General features: G+C 50.9%; 23 protein-coding genes, 1 pseudogene and 1 riboswitch. Of the genes and pseudogenes, 22 read left to right on the top strand and 2 right to left on the bottom strand.

Going from position 1 to position 21703, the window contains the following annotated elements; translation table 11 throughout:
- Nucleotides 1-3 precede the first annotated feature (3 nt).
- The 7 genes and pseudogenes from ACYVSB_RS02990 to ACYVSB_RS02960 all read left to right on the top strand — a co-directional run bounded on the left by ACYVSB_RS02990 (nt 4) and on the right by ACYVSB_RS02960 (nt 5333).
- Nucleotides 4-876, top strand: a complete 873-nt coding sequence (locus ACYVSB_RS02990; RefSeq protein WP_461218372.1) for a CvfB family protein — start codon at nt 4-6, stop codon at nt 874-876.
- Complete coding sequence (gene xerD, locus ACYVSB_RS02985) at nt 869-1756, top strand: site-specific tyrosine recombinase XerD (RefSeq protein WP_125595640.1); 888 nt, start codon at nt 869-871, stop codon at nt 1754-1756. Before ACYVSB_RS02990 ends, xerD begins: the two co-directional genes overlap by 8 nt.
- A 31-nt stretch (nt 1757-1787) precedes the next feature.
- The gene (locus tag ACYVSB_RS02980) at nt 1788-2171 is read left to right on the top strand and encodes an N-acetyltransferase (RefSeq protein WP_125595642.1); all 384 of its coding nucleotides are present in this window, start codon (nt 1788-1790) and stop codon (nt 2169-2171) included.
- Between the two features lie 9 nt (nt 2172-2180).
- Nucleotides 2181-2915, top strand: coding sequence for a segregation and condensation protein A (locus ACYVSB_RS02975; protein WP_125595644.1), 735 nt, complete (start codon nt 2181-2183; stop codon nt 2913-2915).
- A gap of 27 nt (nt 2916-2942) precedes the next feature.
- Nucleotides 2943-3470: pseudogene (gene scpB, locus ACYVSB_RS02970) on the top strand (SMC-Scp complex subunit ScpB); the annotation flags it as partial.
- 229 nt (nt 3471-3699) lie between these two features.
- A complete protein-coding gene (locus ACYVSB_RS02965; RefSeq protein ID WP_125595649.1) occupies nt 3700-4443 on the top strand; it encodes a pseudouridine synthase in 744 nt (247 codons plus the stop codon).
- 82 nt (nt 4444-4525) lie between these two features.
- Nucleotides 4526-4643: riboswitch (FMN riboswitch) on the top strand.
- 108 nt (nt 4644-4751) lie between these two features.
- Nucleotides 4752-5333: an ECF transporter S component gene (locus ACYVSB_RS02960; protein ID WP_164511028.1), complete on the top strand. Its 582-nt coding sequence runs from the start codon at nt 4752-4754 to the stop codon at nt 5331-5333.
- A gap of 272 nt (nt 5334-5605) precedes the next feature.
- On the opposite strand, the gene ACYVSB_RS02955 is transcribed toward ACYVSB_RS02960, so the two are convergent.
- Nucleotides 5606-5887, bottom strand: a complete 282-nt coding sequence (locus ACYVSB_RS02955; RefSeq protein ID WP_164511029.1) for a ferredoxin — start codon at nt 5885-5887, stop codon at nt 5606-5608.
- A 29-nt stretch (nt 5888-5916) separates the two neighbouring features.
- Between ACYVSB_RS02955 and ACYVSB_RS02950 the strand changes: the two genes are divergently transcribed.
- The 8 genes from ACYVSB_RS02950 (at nt 5917) to ACYVSB_RS02915 (ending at nt 14525) form a co-directional block, all read left to right on the top strand.
- A complete protein-coding gene (locus ACYVSB_RS02950; RefSeq protein WP_125595655.1) occupies nt 5917-6927 on the top strand; it encodes a YpbB family protein in 1011 nt (336 codons plus the stop codon).
- Nucleotides 6920-8380 (top strand): RecQ family ATP-dependent DNA helicase, encoded by a 1461-nt coding sequence (locus tag ACYVSB_RS02945; RefSeq protein ID WP_125595658.1) that lies wholly within the window; start codon nt 6920-6922, stop codon nt 8378-8380. Before ACYVSB_RS02950 ends, ACYVSB_RS02945 begins: the two co-directional genes overlap by 8 nt.
- 94 nt (nt 8381-8474) lie before the next feature.
- Nucleotides 8475-9101, top strand: coding sequence for a LysM peptidoglycan-binding domain-containing protein (locus ACYVSB_RS02940; protein WP_164511030.1), 627 nt, complete (start codon nt 8475-8477; stop codon nt 9099-9101).
- 34 nt (nt 9102-9135) lie between these two features.
- Nucleotides 9136-9801, top strand: a complete 666-nt coding sequence (gene cmk / locus ACYVSB_RS02935) for a (d)CMP kinase (protein WP_125595663.1) — start codon at nt 9136-9138, stop codon at nt 9799-9801.
- 104 nt (nt 9802-9905) lie between these two features.
- A complete protein-coding gene (rpsA, locus tag ACYVSB_RS02930; RefSeq protein WP_461218371.1) occupies nt 9906-11117 on the top strand; it encodes a 30S ribosomal protein S1 in 1212 nt (403 codons plus the stop codon).
- An 81-nt stretch (nt 11118-11198) separates the two neighbouring features.
- Complete coding sequence (gene der / locus ACYVSB_RS02925; protein ID WP_125595669.1) at nt 11199-12509, top strand: ribosome biogenesis GTPase Der; 1311 nt, start codon at nt 11199-11201, stop codon at nt 12507-12509.
- 220 nt (nt 12510-12729) lie between these two features.
- Nucleotides 12730-13005, top strand: coding sequence for an HU family DNA-binding protein (locus tag ACYVSB_RS02920; RefSeq protein ID WP_125595678.1), 276 nt, complete (start codon nt 12730-12732; stop codon nt 13003-13005).
- Between the two features lie 248 nt (nt 13006-13253).
- On the top strand, nt 13254-14525 hold the full coding sequence (locus ACYVSB_RS02915; RefSeq protein WP_461218370.1) for a tetratricopeptide repeat protein: 1272 nt from the start codon (nt 13254-13256) through the stop codon (nt 14523-14525).
- 211 nt (nt 14526-14736) lie between these two features.
- Here the strand turns inward: ACYVSB_RS02915 and ACYVSB_RS02910 are convergent, their stop codons facing one another.
- Entirely contained in the window at nt 14737-15648 is a 912-nt protein-coding gene (locus ACYVSB_RS02910; protein WP_225422113.1) for a YitT family protein, read from the bottom strand.
- 61 nt (nt 15649-15709) lie between these two features.
- Between ACYVSB_RS02910 and ACYVSB_RS02905 the strand changes: the two genes are divergently transcribed.
- The 7 genes from ACYVSB_RS02905 to ACYVSB_RS02875 all read left to right on the top strand — a co-directional run bounded on the left by ACYVSB_RS02905 (nt 15710) and on the right by ACYVSB_RS02875 (nt 21681).
- On the top strand, nt 15710-16927 hold the full coding sequence (locus ACYVSB_RS02905; RefSeq protein WP_125595684.1) for a CCA tRNA nucleotidyltransferase: 1218 nt from the start codon (nt 15710-15712) through the stop codon (nt 16925-16927).
- A 48-nt stretch (nt 16928-16975) separates the two neighbouring features.
- The gene (locus tag ACYVSB_RS02900; RefSeq protein ID WP_125596362.1) at nt 16976-17443 is read left to right on the top strand and encodes a hypothetical protein; all 468 of its coding nucleotides are present in this window, start codon (nt 16976-16978) and stop codon (nt 17441-17443) included.
- A 24-nt stretch (nt 17444-17467) separates the two neighbouring features.
- Nucleotides 17468-18427, top strand: coding sequence for a thymidylate synthase (locus tag ACYVSB_RS02895; RefSeq protein ID WP_125595687.1), 960 nt, complete (start codon nt 17468-17470; stop codon nt 18425-18427).
- 11 nt (nt 18428-18438) lie between these two features.
- On the top strand, nt 18439-18969 hold the full coding sequence (locus ACYVSB_RS02890) for a dihydrofolate reductase (RefSeq protein WP_125595690.1): 531 nt from the start codon (nt 18439-18441) through the stop codon (nt 18967-18969).
- A gap of 292 nt (nt 18970-19261) precedes the next feature.
- Nucleotides 19262-20068, top strand: coding sequence for a matrixin family metalloprotease (locus tag ACYVSB_RS02885; protein WP_164511031.1), 807 nt, complete (start codon nt 19262-19264; stop codon nt 20066-20068).
- Complete coding sequence (locus ACYVSB_RS02880; RefSeq protein ID WP_125595696.1) at nt 20065-20271, top strand: hypothetical protein; 207 nt, start codon at nt 20065-20067, stop codon at nt 20269-20271. Before ACYVSB_RS02885 ends, ACYVSB_RS02880 begins: the two co-directional genes overlap by 4 nt.
- A gap of 561 nt (nt 20272-20832) precedes the next feature.
- Nucleotides 20833-21681, top strand: a complete 849-nt coding sequence (locus ACYVSB_RS02875; RefSeq protein WP_125595699.1) for a DegV family protein — start codon at nt 20833-20835, stop codon at nt 21679-21681.
- Nucleotides 21682-21703: the final 22 nt, after the last annotated feature.

The raw sequence follows: 21703 nt of genomic DNA, 5'->3' as shown, positions 1-21703 counted from the left end.
TAAATGTTAGAACAAGGAACAATCGTGAATGCGACGATCAGTGATCGAAACGAACAGGGCTTTTTTGCTCAGGCTGAGGGTCAAACTTTACGAGTCGATAGTCCGCGGACCGATTTCCAAACTGGGGCTGCCGTCAGCGGTTTTGTCTATCAGAATATGAAGGGGCAGTGGGTCTTGAATACCGAACCACCACTGGTCAGCCGCAGTCATGTCGGCCCCGGCGAAGTTGTTCAGGTACGCCGTGATCTTGGGGTGTTCATTAATATTGGGTTGCCGGATAAAGATGTGGTTTTATCCCTAGATGAATTGCCGGAATTACACAACATTTGGCCGCAAAAAGGCGATCATCTCTACGTTTCTTTGAAAACCGATCACAAGGATCGGTTGTGGGCGGAGCAGGCCGGCGATGAGTATTTCAAGGAACATGGGCGTTTTAGTCAGGAATTCACCCGTAACGAAGCGGTCAGTGGCACCGTTTATCAGGCTAAGAAAGTCGGTTCTTTCGTGGTTCTGACGGATAAACGGTTGGCCTTTGTCCATCATACGGAACGTTTGGACGAGCCGCGGGTTGGTGAAGCGGTTGCTGGCCGGGTGATTGGCTTGACCCGGGATGGTCGGTTGTCGATCAGTCTGCGTCCTTTAGCCTATGAAGAAATTGCCGATGACGCGAAAATGATTTTGGCGGTGTTACAGCGAGCGCCGGAACAACAAATGGCTTATCAAGATAAAAGCGACCCTGAAGAAATCAAGGCTTATTTCGGAATCAGTAAAGGGGCGTTCAAACGGGCGCTAGGTAGTTTGCTGAAACTAGGCTTGATCAGTACCGACCGTGAAGGCACGCGCTTGACCGATAAAGGCCGCGATTATCGTGACTAACCTGTTAGCCGATTATTTACGGTCCTTGCGAATTGAGCAGGGGTTGGCGGAGAATTCGATTTTGAGCTACGGCCGCGATTTGCGGCAGTATTTGGCTTGGTTGACGGCGCAACAACTGACCGCGTTCCCTGAGGATCCAGCCGTGATCAGCGATTATCTTCATGTTTTGCAATTACAAGGAAAAGGCCAGAGCAGTCGCATGCGGGCAGTTTCTAGTTTACGGCAATTTTATCGTTGGTTGCGCCAATGCGAGCTGATCCAGCATGATCCCATGACCACGATCCCTTCGCCCAAGCGCGGGCAGCATCTTCCCGTGGCTTTAAGCGTCGCTGAAGTCGACCAATTGTTGGCGGCGCCCAATTTAGCCACACCACTGGGCCTGCGTGATCGGGCCATTCTAGAAGTGATGTACGCCACAGGTTTACGGGTTAGCGAGTTGGTTCATTTGCAATTGGCCGAACTTCATTTAGACTTAGGCTTATTACAAACTGTGGGTAAGGGAAATAAGGAACGGCTTTTGCCGATTGGCGATGTGGCGGTCAAATATGTTAGACTGTATCTTGACGAAAGTCGACCTAAGCTGATCAAAACAGATCATTTCGTGGGAACCTTGTTTTTGAATTTTCGCGGTCAACCGATGACCCGCCAGGCTATTTGGAAGCTCATCAAGAAATATATCGCTCAGGTCGGCATCAAGAAAGATGTCACACCCCATACGTTACGGCACTCATTTGCCACACATTTGCTGGAAAATGGCGCCGATCTCAGGGTGGTTCAAGAATTATTGGGACATGCGGACATCTCCACGACGCAGATTTACACGCATATTACCCAAAAGCGTTTGCTGCAGGTTTACGAGCGGGCTCATCCCCGCGACTAACGCAGGGCGCGATCAGTTCGGGAGGAATGACATGTTAGTAAAGTATAAACAGGATTACGAGAAAATCGCCTTAGGTTTGCTATCATTTACGCCAGATCTTAAGAAATTCGATCGGCTGGCGGCGGAGTTGAAGAACTACACCAGTGACGATCAATTGGCTTTGTATTTGTGGCGAACGGAGCAGGGGGATTTTGTGGGCATTGTCGGGATCGAGATCCAGTCGACTTATATCCTTTTGCGCCACCTGGCATTCACACCTGATTATCGCAACCAAGAGAACGCGTTTGCAGTGCTGGATGCGTTGACCCAGCACTACGAGGGCAAGCGGTTGATGGCCCCTGTTAATATGACGGAGATCGTCTCGGCTTGGGAGCGCCATCAAGGAACGGCGCCTGCCGCGCCTGAGAAGCAGTAAGTGACATCGATGGAATTAGAAATCAAATTATCGGAGTTTGAAGGTCCACTGGATCTCTTGTTACACCTGATCAAAATTCAACAGATCGATATTTATGATATCCCCATTGCCCAGATCACGGATCAATACCTGACTTTCTTACATGAAACTCAGGCCTTGACCCTGGATGTTGCCGGGGATTATTTAGTGATGGCCGCCAATCTGATGGCAATCAAAAGCCGGATGCTGTTACCCCGGCCGAAATCAGCACAGTTGGATCAACCAGACGAGGCCGAGCAGGATCCCCGGGAGGTGCTGGTTGCCCAATTATTGGCTTATCAAACCTATCAAGAGGTTGGCCACTATTTGCAGAGCCAAGAGCGCGACCGGTCCCAGTATTTTGTGAAGGAAGAGAGTTCGCCGCAAGAAACCATTACCACCCCGTTACCGCCGGATTTGGTGACGGTCAATGAAATGGCGGCCGCCTTAAGTGAGCTGCTCCAGCAGCGCCAAAAGGAAGCACATTTCTCGCAACAAACGATCAGTCGCGAGACTTTTTCTTTGGATGAAGCAATCATTCAGATCGAAGCGCAGTTGCAACAAGCGGCGGGGCAACGGGTGACCTTTATGAGCCTGTTGACCGGTCAGTTCGATCGGGAACAAGTGGTGGTCTTCTTCTTGGCCTGTTTAGAATTAATGAAAAACAAGGTGATCTGTTGCCACCAAAGTACCTTTAGTCAAGAAATCCAGTTGAGTGAGGAGTAATGACCTGTGACCCAGTATCAAGGTGAGATCGAAAGTGTGCTCTATACGGTTGGCGACGCCGGCATCACATTGAAGGAATTGGCCGGGATCTTAGGGATCCATCCCAGCGCCCTCCGGCAATTGTTGGCTCAATTGCAAGCCGACTACCAGGCTGGTCCCGGTGGCTTAACGCTGTTGAGTTTTGGCGAGCGCTATCAGTTGGCGACCAAGGCCCGCTTCGCGCCCTTGTTGCATCAGTATTTTGCCGGTCATCAACCCAATTCGCTGAGCCAAGCAGCCTTGGAAACCATGGCGATCGTGGCTTATCAGCAACCGGTGACCCGAATCGAGATCGACGCGATCCGCGGCGTTCAAAGTACTGGCGCGTTACAAACCCTAATGGCGCGGCAAATGATCAAGGAGGCCGGGCGCAAAGATGCACCTGGGCGCCCGATCCTTTACGGCACCACAGGCTACTTTCTCGATTACTTTGGGCTGAAGGATCTGAAGGATTTGCCTGACTTACAAGATTTTGCCGGCCAGGCTTTCGACCAGCATGGCAATCTGGATCTCTTCTTTGATCAAGCCAGCAAAGAAAACGCTCAGGTCCCAGGTGCCGCTGAACCAGCGGCGGCCACAGATCCCACAACCAGCGCGACCAACGAGTCAGCAGCATCTGTCAGCGCGACCGATGACAAGTCAGCAGCAACTACAAGCGCAACCGATGACAAATCAGCATCAACTGCCAACGCAACATCAACCAATGCCCAACAGGCGTTAACCCAGGAACTTAAGGAGACCAATCATGAGTCAGAATAATGAACAACAAGAACGGCTACAAAAAGTAATCGCCAATGCCGGGGTCACCTCGCGGCGCAAGGCCGAGGCGATGATCGTCGCCGGCCAAGTGGCAGTCAATGGCACCATCGTTCGCGAATTAGGCACCAAGGTGGGTCCCCGTGATCATGTGGAAGTTGACGGTGTTCCGTTGTCAAAACCGCGCTTAGCGACCTATCTGTTTTATAAGCCGCGGGGGGTGATCTCCGCCGTCAGCGATGATAAGGGCCGTAAGGTGATCAGTGATTATTTCGTGGATAAGCAAGAGCGCCTCTATCCGATCGGGCGGTTGGATTATGACGCTTCCGGGCTGATCCTGGTGACCAATGATGGCGAATTAGCGAATCTCTTGATGCACCCCAAGTTTCAAGTCGATAAAACTTATTTGGCCAAAGTTGAGGGCATTCCCACCGCGGCCGCGCTGAAACAATTGCGCCAGGGTGTGGTCATCAAGGGCAAACAAACCGCGCCGGCCAAGGCTTGGCTCCAGAGTAGTGATCGAACCAAGCAAACGGCGTTAGTGGGGTTAACGATCCATGAAGGGATGAACCATCAAGTGAAGTTGATGCTCCAAAAAGTTGGTTATCCAGTGATGAAATTACGGCGCGAGCAGTACGGATTTTTGGATTTGACTGGGGTCCAACCAGGTGAGGCCCGGAAATTGAATACTAAAGAAGTCCATGAGCTGTATCAGTTAGCGGAGCATAAATAGGCTGCTGAGACTGGTGACACGAAGCGCTTGCTCTGGCAGCGCTTTTTTGGTATACTTTAACTGATAAAAAATAAGAATAATAGTTTGTCTTCAGGGCAGGGTGTGATTCCCGACCGGCGGTAAAGTCCGCGACCCGTGTGAACGGTTGACTCGGTGCAACTCCGAGACCGATAGTATAGTCTAGATGGAAGAAGACAGTCTTTTTTGTTATGTTGATCAAGACTGTTGGTTGTTCCCTGACTAACAGTTTTTATTTGGCTAACAGAGGGGCTGCGCGAAGACAGCTGTTTCGTAAAGGAGCGGTTTTAATGCGTAGTAGTCGGCGTTTGCGGTATTGGGTCAGTGTCACTTTGTTTGGGGTGCTCAGCTATTGTTTGATGTTGCTTGAGTTCCCGATTCCCTTTTTCCCATTCTTGAAATTGGATTTCAGTGATTTGGTGCCTTTGTCTGGTCTGATCTTATTCGGCTTCCCTGGCGCCAGTGGGGTGGTCTTGATTCGAGCGTTCTTGCACCTAGTCATGACCGGTTTCTCGGCCCCGGCGTTATTAGGTGAACTGGGGTCAGTGGTGGCTAGTTTCACGTTATTGGGCGTGACTTGGGCCCTGTTGAATCAGCGTTCAAATTGGCGCCGGCGCTTGGCGCTGATTATCAGTGGCACGTTGGCGTTGACCTTGGTGATGGCCATTTTGAATTACTTTATTTTAACGCCGTTGTATGTGCAGGTGACCGGTTTCAAATTGGGCATGAGCTATTTGAAGTATGTGGTGATGACCATCGTGCCCTTCAACTTGATCAAGGGGAGCCTGGTGATGGGCTTGTTTGTCTTATTGGAAATTCATGTGGGCGCTTATTTCCGCAGAAAGCATGGTGAGTTCCACCAAGCAAATTGATCCGGCGTGCGTCGCTTGATGTTGATCGAACGGGACGGCATCGAGAATTAAGCTAAGATCGGCCTAACAAAAACCACTTGTTCCCCACGCTTTCATGACAGCTTGTGATGCCAGCGGTGGAACAAGTGGTTTTCTTTTGATTGTGGAGCGGGGTTTGGCCGCTGTGTCGCGTATTTTAAGGATGAGGCTAGTGGGTGTTCCCCCAAATTCAAAAATCGGTTGGTCCGGTGAGCGCTTGGTTGAAAAGGAACGGCCACTGGGCTGGGATGACGTTAATGGTGACTGGGGTCGGTCAAATCCGGGTCAGCGTCCAATTGTTGGCGCTGAGCTTCGGTATAGGGCTGATTTTGACGAATGATCGCGCCAGTGGGACAATTGGTGTAAGCTGCTTTGAATTGTGCCTGCAAGGGCAAGGGAAGCGGCGTGGTGCCTTGGTTATTGTCGATTTTAACGTAAGCGATGCCTTCTTCGTCATAGGCAAAGAGTTCCGGTGCCTTCAATTGGCAAAGTCCACAAGCAATACATTGAGCAGGAACAACACGGGTATAGATCATCTTTAAAAACCTCGATTGGTGGTGTCGGTGTGCAAGCGACGATTTTATTGGTTACCTTCGCGGATCAGCCGCGACGCTATAAAGCTATTTTCTATCTTCTTCAAGGTAAACAAACGATTTCAAATCTGTTTGCGGGCCAAGAATACGATTTATTGAATCAATTTCATCTTTATCCTAATTTAAAATGGTCCGATTATCAAGCAAGTTTGCGTGAATTGGCGCAGGCTGGTTTGGTGACGCTGGATTCCAAGCAAGCGCTAGTCACGCTAACGGCTGCTGGGCAAACCGCTCGTGAGCAATTACTAGCGCGGGATTTTTGGCCCCGGGCGTACGATTATTGGCGAATGGGGGCAGCGTTGACGCAATGGACGCGACTTTTGCTGGCCGTTCAAGTGGTCAGCAACTTGGACCATCAAATCAAACATTATCAACCGTTAACTGAAAGCATTAATGTTCAAGGCCATGTCAAACGCTGGTTGCGGCGCTGGGGGCGTCAGGGCAGTCAGGGGCTGGCCCGTGAATTAGGTCAGGCCTTTAACGCCTTGCCGCCACGCACGGCTTTGATCATCGCGAATTCCTTTTGGAGCGATTATGATCCAGGTGTTTCCGCGGGCAGTTTGGCGCAGGCGTTGGGCTTGACGGCTGCGGAATTGCCGTTGGCGCAAATCGATTGTTTGGGCCAACTATTGACTTTCGTTCATGGTCACGCGGCGGCTTATCCGGTTTTGGCGCAATTGCTGCCGGTGCCGGCCAGTCCATTGAACGCTAGCGCTGGCTGGACTTATCAACAGGTTTTGTCAGGGAAAAGTTGGACTAAATTGACCCACGACTCGCGTTTGAAGGCAAGTACCCTGAAAGAACATCTCTTACAGGCGGCCATTTTGTGCCCCGATTTTGCTTTGACCGCGCCGGCGATCCAACAACTGCTTACTTTAGATCCCGATGGCTATTTCAGCCAGCGGATTCAGGAGCTGACCGCGTTGGGGCAATTCCAGACCACGGCGCAATCGTCCCAGCAAGGAGGCGTGACCCATGACTGAGATCGACTTAACCAAGTTGCAAACAGAATTACAGCAGCGCTTCGGCTTTGCGACCTTTCGTCCTGGGCAAGCGGCGTTATTACAAGCATTGTTGGCCGGCCGCGACGCCCTGGGGATCTTGCCCACTGGTAGTGGCAAATCGTTACTCTATCAATTCATGAGCCCTCATCTTGACGGACCGATCTTGGTGGTCAGTCCGTTGATCGCGTTGATGGCAGATCAGGCGTCGCGGATCCGCCGGCAAAATCTCGGTAAAGTCGCGGTGATCAATAGTCAGTTAGCCCCTGATGAACGGCAGCAATTGCTCCGTCAGCTAGGCGACTATCGGTTTATTTTCATGGCGCCGGAGACTTTGCAGCAGCCTGTGGTTCAGGCGCAACTGCGTCAGCTCGGCCTAGGCTTATTGGTGATCGATGAGGCCCATTGTATTTCCAGTTGGGGCCCTGATTTTCGCCCAAGTTATTTGCGCTTGGGTCAGTTGCGCCAGCAATTGCGACCACGCCTGACCTTGGCCTTGACCGCGACAGCTAACACCCGCGTTCGCCAGGATATTTTGACGAATTTGCGGTTAAGTCCGGAGACCTTTGTCTATCAAGCGTCGGTGGATCGGCCCAACATCTATTTACGTTTGCAAAATGTGCCAGATGATCAAACGAAGTGGCAGCAGACGCAACAGTTGGTGGCCGAACAGGTGCCGACCTTGATCTATGTCGCCACTCGTCGCGAGGCCGAAGAAGTCGCCTTACGTTTGAACCAGGCCCAACCAGGCACGGCTGCTTTCTATCACGCTGGGCTGGCGACGATCGAGCGGAATCAGATCCAACAATTGTTTCTCAAGGATCAATTACGGGTGGTGGTGGCCACCAGTGCGTTCGGTATGGGCATTGACAAAAGTAATTTACGTCTGGTGATCCATTATCAGTTACCAGCGAATTTCGAAAGTTATTTGCAGGAGATCGGCCGAGCTGGACGTGATGGGCTGCAAGCCTTGGCCGTGATCTTTGTCCAGCCTAATGATCAGCAGCGGCTGTCGCAGCGGCTCCAGACCAATCAATTGACACCAGGGTTGGTCCAAAGATTCTTTGACCAGCCTCAAGATCCAGTGGGGCTCAACCCAGGGCAACAGACGGTTTTGCAAGCTTATCAACAGGCGGGCATGCCCGCTGAACAGGTGATCGCGATCTTGCAAAAAACCGCGCAGTTGCGCTGGCGCCAGTGGGAGAATTTCTGGGCCTACCTGACGTCACAAAGTTGCTTGCGCCAACAATTATGTGCTTATTTTGACCCGGACCCGCCACAGATCCAGCACGATGAGCTTTGTTGCAGTGAGGCGCCAGCTCCCCGGCTGAGTGCCTTGTTGCAACAGTTGAAGTTGGCTCAAGTTGTTCCGGCGAAAACGGCGCCATCGGACCAAATTCGTGATCCTTTCGTGATTTTGACCCGCCTTTTTTGAAAGTTACGTGAGTTTTTTGCTGATTTAGTAGATTTCTGGAAAATATTTCTGAGATTATGATAGAATAATGCATAGACAGAAAAGGGGGTCAATCATGAGTAAGCAAGACAATCAAGATAATCAAAATCAGCCAACGGAAAAAGTCACGCGTCCGTGGGAAAAAAACTTTGATAATGATCGTGACGCCAATGGTCAACTTTCTCGAACAGCAACGAAGAAGCGGGAACGCAACAATACCGTTTTCGTTGCTGTTTTGGTGGTCATTTTGTTGGCCGTGATCGGCAGTACGATCGGTGCTTGGGTCAGCGATCAGAACGCTAAGAAGAGTCCCGAGATCCAGGTTTCTTCCAAAGCAGCACCAAAGAAATCGACGAAGAAGAATACGAATAGTACGACGTCTAAGGCCAATAGCGAATCTGCGACAAGTAGTTCGGAAGAAGCGGCTTCGTCTTCCAGCGAAGCGATCGCCAATAGCAATAATTCAACCGACAACACCACGGACAATTCGACCAGTTCGTCAACCAGCACGGCTGCTAGTTCCAGCACGACGGAGAGTTCGTCATCAACCAGTACGACCGCCGGAACATATACCGTTAAGGCGGGCGATAACCTTTACCGGATCGCGCTCAACAATGGGATCTCATTGGATCAATTGCTCCAACTCAACGGGTTGAGTAGCAATTCGGCGATCGTACCAGGTCAATCATTACGAGTCAAATAAGCAAACTGATAAATTAGTTAAGGAATGATAGGGCGTGCAAATAGCAATCGACGGACCAGCTTCGGCCGGGAAAAGTACCGTGGCCAAACGGGTCGCACAAGAATTAGGATTTATTTATTGTGATACCGGCGCCATGTATCGGGCCGCAACAGTTTTAGCCGCGGAGAACCAGCTGGATTATGGCGACGAGGCTGGCATCTTAGCCAAGTTGACCCAGCAAGAAATTAGTTTCAAACCGGGGGCACCGGGACATGAGCAGCAAGTATTTCTTGGTCAAGAAGATGTGACCTTTGCGATCCGGACACCAGAGATCACCAATAACGTTTCGCAAGTTTCAGCGTTGGCCCAGATTCGCCAAGCACTGGTAGCGCAACAACGGCAGATTGCCAGCGGGCATTCGATCGTGATGGATGGTCGTGATATTGGCACGACGGTTTTGCCCCAGGCGCAGGTCAAGGTATTTTTGGTGGCAAGTGCCGCTGAACGGGCGCGCCGGCGCTACGCCGAAAACTTGACCAAAGGTATCGAGACGCCCTTGGCCCAACTCGAGGACGAGATCGTCGCCCGAGATTATAAAGATTCGCATCGGAAAGTCTCACCGTTGACCAAGGCGGCAGATGCGATCGAAATCGATACAACCGCGCTGACGATTGACGAAGTTGTCGCAAAAATCGTCGATTTGGCGCAAAAAAAGCAATAAATGCAATAAAATTCATTTTTTCCGAGCAAATTAGTACGTTTTACTAGCTTGTTCGCTGCTTTTCTATTAGAATTAATGTGATGTTATAGTGCAGGAGGATAATTATGTCAGAGCAAGATTACAGTCAAAGTGAAATGGAAAAAGCGCTGAATAGCGTTCAAGAAATCAAAGTGGGCGATGTTGTCAAGGGCGAAGTTTTAGCAATCGATGACAATCAACTGGTTGTTGGTGTTCAAGGCGCCGGTGTTGAAGGGGTCGTTCCTTTAAAGGAATTGACCGCTGACCGCAACGCCAAGATCGAAGACCAAGCGCAAGTGGGCGACGTTATAGAATTAGTCGTCTTATCAAGCTTGGGCCACGACAAAGAGAATGGTAACTACCTGTTATCACGGCGTCGCTTAGAGGCACGCAAAGTTTGGTCCGATATTGAAGCTAAATTCAAGGCTGGCGAGACTTTGTCTGTCAAAGTGACCGAGGTCGTTAAGGGTGGCTTGGTTGTTGATGCTGGTGTTCGTGGCTTTATTCCAGCTTCAATGGTTGATGATCACTACGTTGATGATTTGAAGAGCTATGTTGGTCAAACCATGGAAGTCAAGATCATTGAGATCGAACCAAGCGAGAACCGCCTGATCCTGTCTCGGCGTGAAATGGTCAAGGCTGAAAAAGAAGCGAAGAAGGCAGAAATCTTCGCTAAATTGTTACCCGGTGATGTTGTCGAAGGCAAGGTTGCTCGGTTAACTAATTTTGGTGCCTTTATCGATTTAGGCGGCATTGATGGTTTAGTTCACATTTCTGAAATCGCTCACGAACACGTCAACAAGCCAAGCGATGTTTTAAAGGTTGGCGAAGAAGTCAAAGTCAAGGTGCTCAACGTTGATGCTGACAAGGATCGCATTTCCCTGTCAATCAAGGCTTTACAACCAGGACCTTGGGACAAGATCGCTGAGGTTGCGCCAGTAGGTGCGACAATCGAAGGAACCGTTAAACGCTTGACGACTTTCGGTGCTTTCGTTGAAGTTGCGCCTGGTGTTGAAGGTTTGGTTCACATTTCCCAAATTTCTCATCAACATATCGCTACTCCGAATGAAGTTCTTAAAGAGGGCGAAGTTGTTCAAGTCAAGGTCTTGAGCGAAGATCCTGAGAACAAGCGTCTATCTTTATCCATCAAAGCACTGACTGAAAAGCCAGGCGAAGAAGGTAAGGAAGAAGAAGCGACTCCAAGTGATTATGAGATGCCTGAAACTAGCAATGGCTTTAGTTTAGGCGAAATGATCGGCGATGCTTTGAAGAAAGACAGCGACGATTCAGACAAATAATCAGTGTCATACTTTGAAAAAGAGTTTGGACCTTTATTTGGCCCAACTCTTTTTTTACCGATAAAAAATAGAGGTGGTTAAATGGCAATTCCAGTAGTCGCGATCGTTGGCCGACCAAACGTGGGTAAATCGACGATCTTTAATCGAATCGCCCGGGAACGGATCTCCATCGTTGAAGACACGCCAGGGGTGACCCGTGACCGGATCTACAGCCGCGGCGTGTGGTTGAACCATGAATTTAGCATGATCGACACCGGTGGGATCGAATTCGCGGATCAACCGTTCATGACCCAGATCCGTAATCAGGTCGACATCGCGATCGAAGAGGCCGATGTGATCGTTTTTCTCGTGAACGCTCGGGAAGGCATTACAGACGCTGATGAACGGATCGCGCAGATTCTCTTCCGTTCCCATAAGGAAGTGATCTTGGCGGTCAATAAGGCCGATAATCCCGAACAACGCCAAGATATTTATGATTTCTATTCGCTGGGATTCGGCGAACCTTTGCCAATTTCCGGCACTCAGGGAACGGGGCTGGGCGATCTTTTGGACGCAGTGGTCGCACACTTCCCGCCTGAAGTAAATGATGAGGACGACCAATCGATCAAGTTTAGTTTGATCGGCCGGCCTAACGTTGGCAAGTCGTCTCTGGTCAATTCGATTCTTGGCGAAGAGCGCGTGATCGTTTCCAATATCGAGGGGACAACACGTGACGCGATCGACACCCATTTCACTGATGAGACCGGGCAAGAATTTACGATGATCGATACCGCCGGGATCCGTAAGCGCGGCCGGGTTTATGAGGCCACTGAGAAATATGCGGTCATGCGGGCGCAACGTGCGATCGACCGTTCCGACGTGGTTCTCTTCGTCATCGATGGCGCCGATGGTTTGCGCGAGCAGGATAAGAAAGTTGCCGGCTATGCCCACGAGGCTGGGCGGGCGATCATTATTCTGGTCAACAAATGGGACTTGGTCGAAAAAGACACCAAAACCATGGGTGAGTTCACGGAGAAACTTCGGGGACAATTACAGTATTTGGAATACGCGCCGATTATTTTCGTTTCGGCGGTCACCAAGCAGCGGTTGAAACAGTTGCCAGAAATGATCAAAACCGTTTCTGAGAACCAACAACGCCGGATCCAATCTTCCGTCCTGAATGACGTACTCTTGCGCGCCGTGGCGATCACACCGACACCAAACGTGAAAGGTCACCGTCTCCGCGTTTATTACCTGACCCAAGTGGCGATCAAGCCACCAACATTTGTGGTTTTCGTGAATGATCCCGATTTGTTCCATTTCTCTTACCAGCGTTTCTTGATCAACCAGCTTCGGGATAGCTTTGATTTCTCGGGGACACCGATCCGCTTGATTGCCCGAAAACGCAAGTAAAACGCCTTATTTTACCCTAATTTTAGGAAAAAAGGCGAAAGCTAAGATTTTTTTGCTAAAATCTCGCTTTTTTGGACAAAAAACCTTGTTATATCGCGCTTTCTATGATAACTTTATCAGTGGAATAATGATCTAAAACGTATCATTGTTTCAATTTCATAATTCATGAAATATAAAAGCATGCTTAGCGTGACGCTTGGCTGCGGGAGGTGAATTCCATATGGCAAATAAAGCAGAATTGATCGATAGCGTTGCATCAAAGACCGGCTTGACTAAGAAAGACGCAACTGCAGCTGTCGATGCTGTTTTCAACACGATCCAATCAACGCTTGCTAATGGCGAAAAGGTTCAACTAATCGGCTTTGGTAACTTTGAGGTTCGTCAACGTGCAGCACGTAAAGGCCGCAACCCACAAACAGGTGATGAAATCAAGATCCCTGCAAGTACGGTTCCTGCATTCAAACCAGGTAAGGCTTTGAAAGATGCAGTTAAATAATTAGAACGTTAGACTCGTTGGGGCGCAATGCTCCAACGGGTTATTTTTTTTACTTGATCCTCACGAGACGGCAAACTCGTCACCGGGTTCCGTGAACAACTCAGCGGCGCTATGACCGGGCTTGTCATCGTTGGCAATCGGTTCTTCGGTAAAAGGTCGTGCTGTTCCGTTCAATTTCAGCTGAAATCCGTTATAATAAAAAGGAGCTTGTCTGATTTAGGTGATCAGGCAAAGAAGGGAGTGCCACCATGAGTTATTCAGAACAAATGTTGCAAGACCTAGATGATCAGGATCTGACCGCGGCGCAGCGTGACTTCGCGTTGGCTTTGGCCGAGGATGATGACGCGACATTATTTAGTTTGGCGGAAGAGTTGCAGGCGCTGGGCTTTGATCAGGAGGCGGCGCAGATCGCCAGGCAATTGTTGGCTCATGACCCTGGCGCTGATGAGGCGAAGCTGATTCTGGCCGAAGTGGCGATCGATGACGATCAAACCGATCAGGCCTTGGATTGGCTGAATCAAATTAAGCCTGATTCACCGGTCTATCCAGAAAGTCTGGTCACGGCGGCCGATTTGTATCAAACCATGAACTTGTTGGAAGTCAGCGAGCAGAAACTTTTGGCGGCGCAGCGGCTTTTACCTGATGAGCCGGCGCTGGACTTTGGCTTGGCGGAACTTTACGCCAATATGGGTCGTTATCAGGAGGCGGCTCAATATGATCAGCGTTTGTTGGCGGCGGGGCATGATTATTGGGCCCAGGTTTCGATCAAACAACGCTTGGCCGAGGCACTCTCTGGTTCCGGTGAATACGAAGCCGCAGTGGCGTTGCTCGAGGAGCTAACGAAGAACTTGGCCACAGATGAACAACTGTTCCAATTGGGCGTGCTCTACCATAATTTGCATCAGGAGGAACAGGCAATCAAGGTTTTGACCCGTTTGCAGCAACAAAACGCTGATTATAGCGCCTTGTATGAACCACTGGTTGCCAGCCAGCGTGCGTTGGGTCATGAGGCTGAGGCTTTACAGACGGCCCAGGTTGGTCTAGGCTATGACGCGTTTAATCTGAATCTGGCGCGGTTAGGGGCAGAGGCGGCCATCCAGCTACAACAGCCCCAAACGGCCCAGGAGCTCTTGGAAGCGGGTCTGCGGGTCGATCCTGACGCTCAACCGCTGCGGCTGTTGTTGGCGACGATTATGGCGCAAAAGGGCGATGATCAGGCCGTGATCGAGTTGTTGGCACCGATTGCCACGGCGGATCAGGCCGATCCACAGGTCAACTGGCAATTGGCGGCGGCTTACGATCGCTTGGATCAAGTCCCCGAAGCCAAGGCGGCGTTCTTTGCCGCCTACCCGAATTTGAAAACCAATCCTGATTTTATGCGGCAGTTCATCGCCTTTTTACAAGCGGAGGCCCAGACGTCCGAGTTGATTTTGGCGTTGAAACAATATTTGACGCTCGCTCCGGATGATCCTGATTACAGCGAGTTGCTCTTTGACCTGGAGCATGATCGCGAACGCTAAAACCAGCCACGTTCAAACAGGCGGCGCGACTGCCGAAAAATAAATAGAATCAGTAGCTCATCAAAAAAGCACCCCTAGCAATCAGCTAGCAGGTGCTTACGCCTCACCAAAATAGTGGTGGGGCAGGTTGTGGTTACGGTCAATGGTCGCGCAGCATGCCGTGCGCAAGCGGCTTACTTTTGACGACGGGCAATTCCGTCTGTTTGTTGGGTTAACCGGCTTTGCGTTTAGAAAAGAGAGAATGGTGCGGCCGGGCATAGGTGAAGCCTTCGCCCACAGCTTCGTGGACTTCGAGAATCGTCACAAAGGCCTTTTTGTCACAGGCCATGATGATGCGCTTCGCTTGGACCAGTTCGTTTGGCGCGACCACGCAGTAAATGATTTGGCGTTCGTCGCGTTGGTACCCACCCTCGGCGTTCAAGTAGGTCACGCCACGTTCCAGCTCATCCATTAATTTCTGGCTGATCACTTCATAATGGTCACTAATGATCAGCATCCCTTTGGCGGAATAACTCCCATCTTGGGTCGCGTCCACGATTCGGGAAAAGACGAAGGAGGCCAGCAGGGTATACATCATGTGTTCAATGTCCAGATAGCTCAGTGACGCCAACAACACGAGCACATCGAAGGCCAGCAGCGTTTTGCCCATTGGGACGCCGCGTTCGATTTCCAGGATCCGCGCCAACACATCGCTGCCGCCAGTGGTCCCGCCAAAACGGTAAATCAATCCGGAGCCAAAGCCACCGAAAATTCCCGCCAGCACACCGGCGATAAACAGATCATCATGAAGATTGATCAAATTTCCTACCGGCAAGCGTTGCCAGATCCACAGGGATGCGGACAAGGCCATAGTGCCGTAAATCGTGTAGACCAGGCCTTTTTTGCCGAGAAATCGATAACCGAGAATGATCAGCGGAATATTCAGCAGAATCGTGGTGTAGGCTGGGTCGATTTGCCACCAGGCGCGGAAAAGCAAGGTGATCCCAGTGATGCCCCCTTCGGCCAAATTGTTCTTGATGTTGATCGTCACCAAGCCAAAGCCATAAAAAAGCGCGCCGAGGCTGATCATCAAAATTTCCTTGAGATGTGTCCAAGTGAAGTGAACACGTAGTTTAGCTACCATATCCTGACCCCTTATCCGAATCAAACCACCACTAAAATTAAGAAATAGGTGTTGATAATCAATGTATTTATCTGAGTTTCCCCCAGAATTCCAACAGGCACTTCCTATTCTACAACAAATTGAAGCTAATGGATATGAAGCTTATTTTGTTGGCGGTTCTGTGCGGGACTTTCTCTTAGGCAAGGCAATCGCAGATGTGGATATTGCCACTAGCGCTTTCCCCGCGGAGATCAAAGCCATCTTCCCGGTAACCATCGATACCGGCATCAAACACGGGACTGTCACGGTGCTGGTTGATCACGTGGGTTACGAATTGACGACTTTTCGCACGGAATCGGGCTATCAAGATTTCCGCCGGCCTGATCAGGTCACCTTTGTGCGCTCGTTGGCCCAAGATCTGCAACGCCGCGATTTCACCATCAACGCCTTAGCCGTGCGCCACGATGGCTTGGTGATCGATCATTTCGCCGGGCTGGCCGATTTACGGGCCAAACAGATTCGGGCGGTTGGCGCCGCGGAGGCTCGCTTTCACGAGGATGCGCTGCGGATGATGCGAGCGGTGCGCTTTAGCAGTCAGCTAGGATTCACGATCGTCCCGGAAACTTATCAAAGTTTGATCGATAATCGGGCCTTGCTGGATAAAATCGCGGTGGAACGGATCCACACTGAGTTTATCAAAATGATGCTTAGTCCTAACTGGCAAGTGGGTTGGGCCAGCTTCCTGCAAACAGGACTGGTGGCCCACGTCCCTTTCTTTAAAGACCAAGCGCTAACCATGCCGACGTTTGCCCAGCGCGCCACCAGCGCTCTGCAGGATGAGGCCGCCGTTTGGACCATGTTGGCTGATGTGGCCGCGCTGTCGGACCAGCAATTGACGGTGATGTTACGTCAATGGAAAACCGCCAATCAAGTGATCGCGGCCAGTCGCGCCAGCTTAGCCTTCAGTCGTAAGTTGCAAGCGGGCCAAGCCATCAGCGCGGCCGATCTTTATCAACTTGATGATCAGGTATTGCCGCGGTTGGCAACGGTTGGCGCTAATTTAGGCTGGACGGTGGACTTCGCTGACTTGGAGCAACGTTATCAGGCTTTGCCGATCCATGACGCCCACGAACTTGCAGTGGATGGTGGCCTTTTAATGGCGCGCCTGGGGTTGACTCCTGGTCCGCAACTGGGACGGGCGCTGAAATCAGCGGAGCAAGCTGTCGTTTCTGGAGCTGTGATCAATGAGCCTGAGACCCTGATCGTTTGGCTACGAAAACGATTACCAGATATGATATGATAGGGGAGAACCTAGACTGAAAGCGAGAAAGGAAGTTATCTGGTCATGATTGAAGAACACGTGTTTAAGGAATTACGTTTTTATTTCCGCAATGGGGATGAATGGACGGTTTCTCACGCCGAAATGGCTGATGTTTGGATCGCTCGCGTCACCACTTCTTATGGCCGCATCAATGGTGCGGGTAAGATGCAAGAAATCCATCCTTGCAAGAGCTTTAAAATCGAGATTTTACCTGAGGCAGACCACACCAAGACAACCGATATCAATGCTGGTTCTCTAGAAATGGGGATGTTCGGGCGCGCGATCAAGTACCAAGATATCGAAAAATGTGATCTCGTGTTTGAGGAAAGTGACCGTAAACCATTACGGATCTATTTCCCTTTCAAACAAAAAGATGCCTCGGGGTTGGATAACATTTACCAAACCAGTATCATCTCGCCGCAAAATGGCCATCTCTACGTGGTGATCGACGCGAACCGAACCGTGTTTGATGTTTATCCCGAATTGAGAGCCTAATCTACAGATAAAGGATCAGTCAACGTGAATCAAAGCGAACAAACTTATTTGAATTTTTTGAATGATATTTTGACCCGCGGCCATTATAAATCAGACCGAACGGGGACCGGGACCTATAGCTTATTCGGCTATCAGATGCGCTTTGACTTGAGTCAGGGCTTTCCCTTATTGACCACGAAAAAAGTGCCCTTTGGCTTGATCAAGAGCGAACTGTTATGGTTCTTGCGTGGGGATAGCAATATCCGTTATTTGTTACAGCACAATAATCACATTTGGGATGAATGGGCCTTTGCTAAATTTGTGGCCAGCTCGGCCTATCAGGGACCTGATATGACAGATTTTGGGCGGCGGGCCCTGCGCGATCCGGACTTTGCGCAGGTCTATCGCCAAGAAATGGCTCGGTTTGATCAACGAATCATTGATGATCCAAGTTTCGCGCAAATCTATGGTGATTTAGGCCATATTTATGGGCAGCAATGGCGGCATTGGCAGACGCGTCAAGGCGAGACGATCGATCAGTTGGCCCAGGTGGTGGCGCAGATCAAGGCGACCCCGGATTCGCGGCGGCTGATCGTCAGCGCCTGGAATCCGGAAGATATTCCCCAAATGGCCTTGCCACCTTGCCACACCTTGTTTCAGTTTTATGTGAATGAGGGTAAATTGTCGGCCCAGTTGTATCAACGCAGCGGCGATGCCTTCTTAGGGGTGCCTTTCAATATTGCTAGTTATGCGCTGCTGACACACTTGGTGGCGCGCCAAACTGGCTTGGCAGTGGGCGATTTCGTCCATACCTTTGGCGATGCCCACATTTATGCGAATCATCTGGAACAAGTCAAGACGCAGTTGCAGCGGACCCCTCGGACGCTGCCTCAGCTGGAATTGACGTCAGCGCCTCGGGCGGATCTGGCCGATTATCAAATGGCGGATATCAAATTAAGCGGCTACGACCCAGCGCCGGCGATCAAAGCGCCGGTGGCTGTTTAAGGAGGTCTGCCATGATTGCCTTTGTTTGGGCGGAGGATCAAAATGGGTTGATCGGAGCTCAGGGGCAGCTGCCCTGGCGCTTGCCTGCTGATCTACGACGTTTCAAGGAAGTGACGTGGCAGCAAACGATCGTGATGGGGCGGCGGACCTATGCCTCGTTTCCCCACGGTCCGTTGCCACAACGGCATCATTTGGTCTTAACGCATCAGGCGGCGACGCAGTTTCCAGATGAGGTCGAGGTCTTTGGCAGCGCGGCCGCTTTGCGGCAACGCCTAGCCCAAGAACCGCAGCGTACTTTCTATGTGATCGGCGGCGTGGCCTTATTTACTCTATTTGCTGCCGAGGTGGATTTTCTTTATCAGACGCGAATCGACGGGCACTACGCTGGCGATACTTATATGCCCGCGCTGCCTTGGGCTGACTTTGAATTGACCCAGCAGCAAGATTTCTTGGCCCAGGGCTCTCAGCCCGCCTATCATTTTCTGGAGTTTCAGCGGATCCGGGCCACGGCTGGACCGTCTTCTGAATCCGTCGGGGAATGAAACGATCGCTGGTCCGCTTGCTTGTTAGAACAGCGCCCACGCGTTTGATCAAATCAACATTTTCCCAATGAGAAAGTCAGCCTGCTGACTTTCTTTTTTAATTTTTTCTAAAAGGGTTCGCACTTGACCAGCGAGTGTGGTTCAATAAAGTTAGCTTAAAAATAACGCCACGCTCCTTTGGTTTCTGAAAATGGGCGATTTAGGTGCGCGATCACGTGATTATGCGATTTGAGTTGCCGCGATCACGTGAGTCAGGCGATTAAAGTATACAACTATAATGGGGAGTGAGCAGGTGCGTCGACATCGTAAATGGATCAAATTAATTCTGTTAGTCGCTGTGATTTGGTTTTTCACTGGCGCCGGCAGTCCCTTGCCAGCGCAACAACGGCTGCAAGTTCAGCAACAGGTCAAACAAGTTTCGCTCAAAACCATCGCCTTGATCAAAGCCGGGTTCCAACGGTTGAACGGTGGCGCCACGCCAGCGGCGACTGGCGCGTCGGCTGCGGCCAGCGCGGCTGCGGCGAGTCGTGATTCGGCGGCGTCAACGCGCGCATCGAGTTCGTCAAGTTCGACTGCAGTGGCGCCGCAAACGTCGGATCAGGCGGCGAACACAACACCGATCGAGTCGATCGTCCCAACTGGAAAGTTGCAACGCACTTATTATTATCACTTTGAGGCGCAAACGCCCGACCAAGTGCGACAAGTTTTTACCAGCGCGATTGCCGCGTACAACGCCACCCGACTGGTTAATTTAGTGGCGGGCACTGGCCATGGTGACAGCAATCAGTTGACCTTGGGTACCTACCAGAAGAACCAAGGCGCTGGCGTTCAGACGACGATCGAATTAGGTCAAGGTGGACCGGCGATCACCACTTATCGGCTGGGAACTTACGAGCACGCGCGCAATCAAGGCTCGGCGCAACTGAACGTGGCCTATCCTCAAGCCGTGGCGGTTTCCGTGGCTTTGCATGAAGTGGGCCATAGTTTAGGGTTAGGCCACAGTACCGCGAAAAGTTCGGTCATGTATCCATTGGATCAAGGAGTGACAAGTTTGAGCGCCGCTGATGTGGCGGCTTTGCAACAAATTTATCCTGCTTGATCAGTTCGGAAAAACGGCAATCAGCGATCGCTTACTCGTGTTCGCCAGCCGACGGGAGCGCTGAAACGAGTAAGATAACGTTGAGCGGCTGGAGCGGAGAGAATCGGGGTGAGGTCGCCGTGAAATTGTCCTTGGTGGCTCAGCCACTTAGGACAAGGCTCAGCTTTGAGCTTTTCGGCGTCCTTCCGAAAAGCTCGAAGTGACGCCCACAGCGAGCTCACCCCGATTCTCGCAGTGCAAGCCGCGGGCATGATAGAAACGTGTTCGCCAGCCCAGCTTCTTGCGCTTAACAACGTCAGGCTTCTGGAGGCAAAGAGCGGCCTCCAAAATCCTGACGAGGTTAATGCTCGGAAGCTACCCGGGCTGGCTCACACTCTTTTTTGAAACGTGTTCGCCGACCTAGCTTCCTCCGCTTAGCTACGCAATTGTTCCGAAAGCAAAGCCCAGCTTTCAAAACAATTGCTAGGCTAATGCTCGGAAGCTACCCAGGTCGGCTCGCACTCTTTTTTGAAACGTGTTCGCCAGCCCAGCTTCTTGCGCTTAACAACGTCAGGCTTCCGGAGGCAAAGAGCGGCCTCCAAAATCCTGACGAGGTTAATGCTCGGAAGCTACCCGGGCTGGCTCACACTCTTTTGGGCGAAGTGCCCCTTTTTTGTTGGTTCGGCTAGTCACTTTTAATGAATTTGGCGGCTAATTCTGGTATACTAGCCAAATGAAGCCAATAAAATCATTGCGGTAAGCGCTTGAGAGGAAGCCTAGATATCATGACTAGCAAAATCAAGATTGTGACTGATTCCTCAGTCCAATTGACACCGGCAGAAATCGAACAATATCAAATCACGGTCATCCCACTGACGATCGTGATCGATGACGATGTTTATACTGACGGTGTGAATTTATCAAGGCAAGAATTTATGGAAAAAATGAGCCGATCCAAGGCCTTACCTCAGACCAGTCAACCTTCGATCGGCACGATCCTGGATTGTTACGATCAGTTAACAGCCGATGGTAGCGAAGTGATCTCGATTCATATGACTGAAACAATTAGTGGCACAGTCAACGCGGCCCGGCAAGCGGCCCAGATCTCTCGGTCGACGGTGACCGTGATCGACAGTGATTTCACCGATCGGGCGATGGCGTTCCAAGTGTTACAGGCGGCCAAAATGGCCCAGCAAGGCGCCAGTCGCGAGGCGATCATCGCGGCGGTGGATCAGGTCCGCGACCAAACGGAATTGTATATGTCGGTCACCAGTCTGACGAACATGGTCAAGGGGGGTCGCCTTAGCCGCGTTTCCGGAATGTTATCCAGTCTTTTGAATATCAAAGTTATTTTGCAGTTACATGATGCCCAGTTAGAGGCGATCTCCAAAGGGCGCGGGATGAAGACGATCCAGAATTTCTACCGGGATCTGGTCAAGAAAATGGCCAATGCCGGCGCTTCTGTCAAGATGGTCGGCATTTCTCACGCCGACGCGCAAGCCCTCGCTGATCAAGTTAAGGAACAAATCCAAGCCGTTTTACCACAGGTGCCGATCTTGGTGGCGCCAACGAGCCCTGTAATCGCCACCCATACCGGTGCTGGGGCGATCGCGGTAATGTTTTATCGAGGATAAGCGGGAAGAAAAGTGGGGCTAC

Source organism: Lapidilactobacillus salsurivasis (assembly GCF_054785215.1).
This window is presented reverse-complemented; position numbering and strand designations above follow the sequence as displayed.